Here is a 6107-nt window from a genome sequence, read left to right on the forward strand (position 1 = left end):
GCGCAGAACACCCGGGGCGTACGCGAGGTGCACGTGCCGCCGACGGCGTTCCTCGACGCGCAGCTGCGCGCCGTGAGCGACGACGTCGAGATCGACGCGGTCAAGATCGGCATGCTCGGTTCCGTCGAGGTGACGACCGTCGTCGCCTCGTGGCTGGATGCCGTGCGCCCGCCCCTCGTGGTCCTCGATCCCGTCATGGTCGCCACCAGCGGCGACCGCCTGCTCGACGCCGACGCCGAGGACGCCGTGCGCGACCTGTGCCGGCGGGCCGACCTGGTGACCCCCAACCTGCCCGAGCTCGCGGTCCTCGTGGGCCGGCCGGTCGCCACCACGTGGGACGCGGCCGTCGCGCAGGCGCAAACCCTCGCCGTGCGCGCGGACACCACGGTGCTGCTCAAGGGCGGGCATCTCGAGGGCGTGCAGAGCCCCGACGCGATCGTGAGCGCGGACGCGGTCCACCCGGTGGACGGTTCGCGGGTCGCGACCCGGCACACCCACGGCACCGGCTGCTCGCTGTCGTCGGCGATGGCGACCCTCTCGGCGCACGGCCTGGGCTGGCCCGCCGCCCTTGAACGCGCCAAGAGGTGGCTCACGGGCGCCCTCGAGAACGCCGAGGCGCTACGCGTCGGCCGCGGCAACGGTCCCATCGACCACCTGCACGAGCTCAGACCGCACATCGACCTGGGTACCTCGTGGGCGGCGGAGAGGTGGGATGCCACCGCCTCCACCCGCGCCGCGGTCGACGACTGCGCGTTCGTCCGGGGTCTGGCATCCGGAACCCTCGATCGCGCGGCGTTCGCGTGGTACCTCGAACAGGATCTGCTGTACCTGCGCGCCTACTCCCGCGTCCTCGCGCGCGCCGCTGCCCTGGCCCCGCACGTCGACGAGCAGCGGTTCTGGGCGGCGGCCTCGGTGTCGTGCCTCGCCGAAGAGGCCGCCCTGCATCAGACGCACGTGCGGGCCGAGGGGCTCGTGCCCGCGGCATCCACCCTGGCCTACACCGACCACCTGCTGGCGGCGTCCGTCGCGGGCTCGTACGCGGTGCTCGTCGCGGCGATCCTGCCGTGCTTCGTCCTGTACACCGACATCGGGGCCCGCTGGCGCGGCACCTTCGCGCCCGACCACGCCTACGCCGACTGGCTCCGGGCGTACGGCGACGAGACGTTCGCCGCGTCGTCGGCCGAGGCGACGAGGATCGTGGATGCCGCGGCTCGCACGGCATCCGCTCCCGAACGGGCCGCGATGGCCGAGGCGTACGACCGCTCGATGACGCTCGAGCGGTCGTTCTTCGAGGCGCCGCTGGGCGTCCCCCGCCCGGCGTGAACCGCGCGGGGGACGAGGGACTCAGCCGCTCTTGCGGCGGAACTCCCGCTTGGTGACGGCGCCGTGCGTGCCCTGGACGGCGGAGTGGCCGTCCAGGTGCGCCTGACCCGACCGCTGCTGGCCGTTCTTCTTCTCGAGTGCTTCTTTGAACTTGCGCTTGATGTCGTCCGACGCCGAAGCGCCCGGGGTGTCGTCGGTACTCATGGCCCCACCCTAGGCACGTCGGGCGCGCGAGCGCGACCGCTCAGACGTGGCGGACGCGCTGCTGCAGGCGGGTGCGGATGTCGAACAGCTCGGTGCCGCCGACCTCGCGACCGCCCGTGATCCCGCGACGCAGCAGCGTCGTCAGGGCGCTGCGCGTGACCAGGGCGACGGGGGTACCGCGCACCTTGCCGAGCTCGGTGATGGCGTCGAGCACGTCGTCGTCGGGGAGCACGACCAGCGCACCGCTGAAGCGCACCCCGGCCGCGCGGGCGATCACGCGGGCGCGCGACACGAGCTCCGTCACGGGGGAGCCGATGACGTTCGGGCCGCTGATCTCGCCGCGACGCACGCCGACGGGACCACCGAAGTCCTCGCTCAGCAGCGCGTGGAGGCCACTCGGGCCGAGGACGAGGTGATCGATCTTCTGCTCGGGGTCGATACCGTCGCGGTCGGCGAGCACGTCGTGCCACACGGTGTAACCCATGCCCAGTTCCGAGACCAGGCGCGCGGTCTCCTCCTCGGCGAGCGCGTCGGCCAGGATGTGGCGGATCTCGGGCGGAGCCGACCGCACGAGGGCCGGGTCGTACGGGTCGGGGATCTCGACCCCACGGCCCACCCATTCGCGGATCAGGCCGAGGTAGCGCTCGCGGCGCCACCCGCCGGGCTGCCCGTGCGACCGCGCACGCGGCCGGGTGTCGGTCTGCCGCGGAGCGGGGGATGCCGCCGACGCGCCGCCCCACTCGGGTGACGACGACCCGCGGCCGCGGTCGTAGGCGCTGCGCGCCTCGGGCGTTCCGACGAGCTCCCACGCGCGCTGCACCTGGACGAACTGCGCGGCGTCGCCGCCCGTGTCGGGGTGCGTCTCGCGCAGGCGCACGCGATAGGCGCGGCGCAGACTCTCGTCGTCGGCGTCGGCGGCCACGCGGAGCACCTCGTATGCCGATGACGACATGGGGCTGTCGAACACGTCCGTTCATCCGTTCTGCCGCGACCTGGTGCGGGCGCGGCGCCTTTCAGGCTAACGCGGCGCGCCTGGGGGCAGCCCCGTGCGCCGCTGAGAACGCGCCGAGCGCCCCGCACGATCGCGCCGTCGCCCGTGCCGCGCGCGTGGCCGGCGGGCGTAGGCCGCTGCATCCCTGCTCGACAGCGCGAGCAGCACCAGGATGTCGAGCGCCAGGGTGGTCAGCGTCGTGCGGATCGAGATCTCCTGCCCGAACTCCCACCACCCCACGAAACTCGCCGAGATCGACGCCACCGAGATCAGCATGACGAATACGCGCGACCGGTTTCCCCCGAACAGGATCCGGATGCCGAGCACCACCTGCACCGCGCAGACCATGCCGAGAATGGCGAGGAACACCGCTGTGCCCACGCCGAGGTCCGACGCGCTGACGTCCGGAGCCTCGCTGGCGTCACCGCTCCAGGCCCCGGCGACGTCGCGGAGCCAGGGCGGCAGCGCGAAGGCGACGCTGACGGCCCACAGCGCTCCGGCCGCCGCCCGCAGCAGGACCAGCACGGCTCCGGCGACGATCGCGAGGGGGCGATGATGCGCGGCCTCCGCGGGGGCGGGCTCGAGCGGGGGCTCGAAAGCGACGCGCTTGCGGGGCACGCGTTCGCGCCGGGAACCCGCCCGGCTCATCGTGGCGCCTCCGGGCCGCGGGTGCCGGGAACAGCCGCGTCCACGCCCCGCACGTCGATGATGGGCAGATCGCCGTCGGTCGAGATGCTGTCGCCACCGCCGTTGCGCGAGTGGTACCCGGTCGCGAAGTCGCGGATGACGTCGACGGCGACTCCCGGCATCCCCTCGATCGTTCCGACGATGTGATCGCGCTCGATGTCGGTGTCGGCGTCGATGCGGTGGGTCACCTGCAGGGTGAACAACGACAGGCCGACCGCCCGGTCGAAGGTGCCCGCGGCGAGCCAGTCCACCCGTCGCCCTCCGGGCAGCAGCCAGCCGTCCGGGCACCGCCACAGGCGCACGTGGTGCCGCTGCGCGGGAGAGCCGGCGACCTCCTGCTGGTAGGCCAGGTCCTGCATCCGACCGAAGAGGTACAGCGGGCTCACGGGAGCGCGCGGATAGCTGCGGCGACCGAGCGTCGACGACACGATCCGCCAGGACGACCGCAGGCTCACCGGGTCCGCCGGGATCCACCCCGCGGCCGCCATCACCGCCTCGATCTGCGCGCGCTCTCCGAGCAGGGCGAGGTTGACGGGGTCGCCCAGCAGCCCGTCCGAGGTGCGCGTGCGCCCCATGAAGTAGTCGGGCACGTAGATCGCGGTGAGGATGCGGTGCAGCCGGGGCAGCACCAGGTAGGCCAGCAGCACCCAGAACGCGACCGCCATGAGCACGCCGCCCCAGCCGAGCGAGAACGACTGCGTCAGGCTCAGGTAGGCGAGCCAGACCGCGGCGAGACCGGCGAAGACGAAGAAGAACCCGTCGAGGGCCCTGCCGAACGACCAGCGGCGCCGCGGTGCGGTCATGGCCGGCTCGAACAGCCCGACGTCACCACAGCGCCGGCTCCGGCTCGAAGGCGAAGGCCTCGGCGACGCGGTCCTCGGGCAGATCGGCCAGCCGCGCGGGCGACCAGCGCGGAGAGCGGTCCTTGTCGACGACCTGCGCGCGGATGCCCTCGACGAGGTCGGGTTGGGTGAGGGCGAACCACAGCACCAGCCCGTATTCCTGCGCGAGGGCCGCCCGCAACGACGGCAGGCCGCGAGCGCGCCGCACGGCCGCGAGCGTCACGGCGAGCGCGGTCGGGGCGGAGGCGGCCAGCAGCTCGGCGGTCTCGAGCGCGTCGGGTTCGGGCCGCGCCCGCAACCGGTCGATGATGCCCGCGACGTCGCTCGCGGCGAACGCGTCGTCGATCCACGCGCGCTTCTCGATCAGGCGCGACGGCTCCGGGCTCTCGTCGAAGAGCAGCACCAGCTCGGTGGGGCTCGACGGATCGGCGCGGTTCTCGAGCGCCTCGTACAGTGCCTCGAGGTGGGCGGTGGGCACCATGTGGTCGGCGAAGCCGGCGTACAGCGCGTCCGCGGCATCCATCTCTCCGCCCGTCAGGGCCAGGTACTCGCCGAGGCGACCGGGAGCACGGGCCAGCAGCCACGAGCCGCCGACATCCGGGGTGAAACCGATGCGCGTCTCGGGCATGGCCAGACGCGAGCGCTCCGTGACGATGCGGATGGCCGCGTGCCCGGCCAGACCGATGCCGCCGCCCATGCACACGCCGTCGGCGATCGCGATCACCGGCTTGGCCGAGGTCGAGATCGCGTGGTCCAGGGCGTACTCCTCGCGGAAGAAGGCGTGCACCTCGTCCACCCGACCGGCGGTGACCATGCCGTGCAACGCCCGGATGTCGCCGCCCGCGCAGAACCCCCGCTCGCCCGCGCCGTCGAGCAGCACCACGTCGACGTCGGTGTCGTGCTGCCAGCGGTCCAGCGTCACGTGCAGCGCGCGGATCATGTCCAGGTCGAGCGCGTTGATCGCGCGCGGGCGGTTCAGCGTCAGGTGGCCGAGGCCGCGGCGGCTCGAGACCAGGACGCTGTCGGCGTCGGAGTGGGGGGCGTGCACGGTGCCACGTTACACACGGGCGGCGGGGTCGCCGAGATGCGTTTTCACCCCCGGATCGGGGAAGATGGAGAGAACGCCCGCCCAACGAAAGGTGCCGTATGCCCGACGGACAGGTGATCGAGCTCGCCGGACTCACCAAGCGCTTCGGGGCGGTGGCGGCGGTCGACGACCTCACGGCGCGCATCGAACCCGGTCGGGTGACCGGCTTCCTCGGCCCCAACGGCGCGGGCAAGACCACGTCGCTGCGCATGCTGCTCGGGCTCGTCCGCCCCACCTCGGGCACCGCGACGATCGGCGGGCGCCGCTTCACCGACCTGACGTCGCCGCTGCAGACGGTGGGCGCGGCCCTCGAGGCCTCGAGCTTCCACCCCGGGCGTTCGGCCGCCAACCATCTCAAGGTCTCGGCGCGCGCGGCGCGCATCCCGACGACGCGCATCGACGAGGTGCTCGGCCTGGTCGGTCTCGCCGACGTCGCGGGACGCCGCGTGGGCGGCTTCTCGCTCGGCATGCGGCAGCGCCTGGGCCTGGCGACCGCTCTTCTGGGCGACCCCGGCGTGCTCGTGCTCGACGAGCCGACCAACGGCCTCGACCCCGAGGGCATCCGCTGGATGCGCTCGCTGCTGCGCCACCTGGCCGAAGAGGGACGCACCGTCCTGATCTCCTCGCACCTGCTCGCCGAGGTGCAGCAGACGGTCGACGCCCTGCTGATCATCTCGGGAGGCCGACTGGTCTTCCAGGGCGGCATCGAAGATCTCGCCGACCCCGACGAGTTCGCGACCGTCGTCGACTCCCCCGATCGCGCCGCGCTGTCGCGTGTGCTCGACGAGCGGGGCATCGGCTACCAGCTGCTGCGCAACGGCTTCACGGTCCGCCACCACGAGCCGGCCGAGATCGGCGGCCTGGCCGCGGCGTCCGGCATCGCGCTGTCGCACCTGCAGAGCAAGGGCGCGAGCCTCGAGGACATCTTCCTCGAGCTGGTCAGCGGCGTGCGCGTGCACGCGAGCGCGGGGGG

Annotated in this window: 7 protein-coding genes; 2 read left to right on the top strand and 5 right to left on the bottom strand. The window is 73.2% G+C overall.

Translation table 11 applies throughout. The annotated features are described in order from the left end of the window. Positions 1-1323, top strand: a 1323-nt coding sequence (locus DBR36_RS01785; RefSeq protein ID WP_108317307.1) for a bifunctional hydroxymethylpyrimidine kinase/phosphomethylpyrimidine kinase, incomplete at its 5' end; no start/stop codon positions are given. A gap of 21 nt (positions 1324-1344) precedes the next feature. On the opposite strand, the gene DBR36_RS01790 is transcribed toward DBR36_RS01785, so the two are convergent. From DBR36_RS01790 to DBR36_RS01810, 5 genes are read right to left on the bottom strand one after another with little or no spacing between them, the layout of a single operon-like run. Further along, the gene (locus tag DBR36_RS01790; protein ID WP_108317308.1) at positions 1345-1527 is read right to left on the bottom strand and encodes a DUF5302 domain-containing protein; all 183 of its coding nucleotides are present in this window, start codon (positions 1525-1527) and stop codon (positions 1345-1347) included. A 40-nt stretch (positions 1528-1567) separates the two neighbouring features. After that, positions 1568-2494, bottom strand: a complete 927-nt coding sequence (locus tag DBR36_RS01795; protein ID WP_108317309.1) for a DnaJ domain-containing protein — start codon at positions 2492-2494, stop codon at positions 1568-1570. 51 nt (positions 2495-2545) lie between these two features. Then, entirely contained in the window at positions 2546-3166 is a 621-nt protein-coding gene (locus DBR36_RS01800) for a hypothetical protein (protein WP_146185169.1), read from the bottom strand. Further along, a complete protein-coding gene (locus DBR36_RS01805; protein WP_108317311.1) occupies positions 3163-4008 on the bottom strand; it encodes an LssY C-terminal domain-containing protein in 846 nt (281 codons plus the stop codon). Before DBR36_RS01805 ends, DBR36_RS01800 begins: the two co-directional genes overlap by 4 nt. A gap of 22 nt (positions 4009-4030) precedes the next feature. Then, positions 4031-5095 (bottom strand): enoyl-CoA hydratase/isomerase family protein, encoded by a 1065-nt coding sequence (locus tag DBR36_RS01810; protein ID WP_108317312.1) that lies wholly within the window; start codon positions 5093-5095, stop codon positions 4031-4033. Positions 5096-5193: 98 nt separating this feature from the next. On the opposite strand from DBR36_RS01810, the gene DBR36_RS01815 reads away from it, so the two are divergent. Further along, a partial coding sequence (locus tag DBR36_RS01815; RefSeq protein WP_108317313.1) for an ATP-binding cassette domain-containing protein occupies positions 5194-6107 on the top strand: 914 nt, incomplete at its 3' end.

This window comes from Microbacterium sp. HMWF026 (assembly GCF_003061325.1).
GTDB lineage: Bacteria > Actinomycetota > Actinomycetes > Actinomycetales > Microbacteriaceae > Microbacterium > Microbacterium testaceum_E.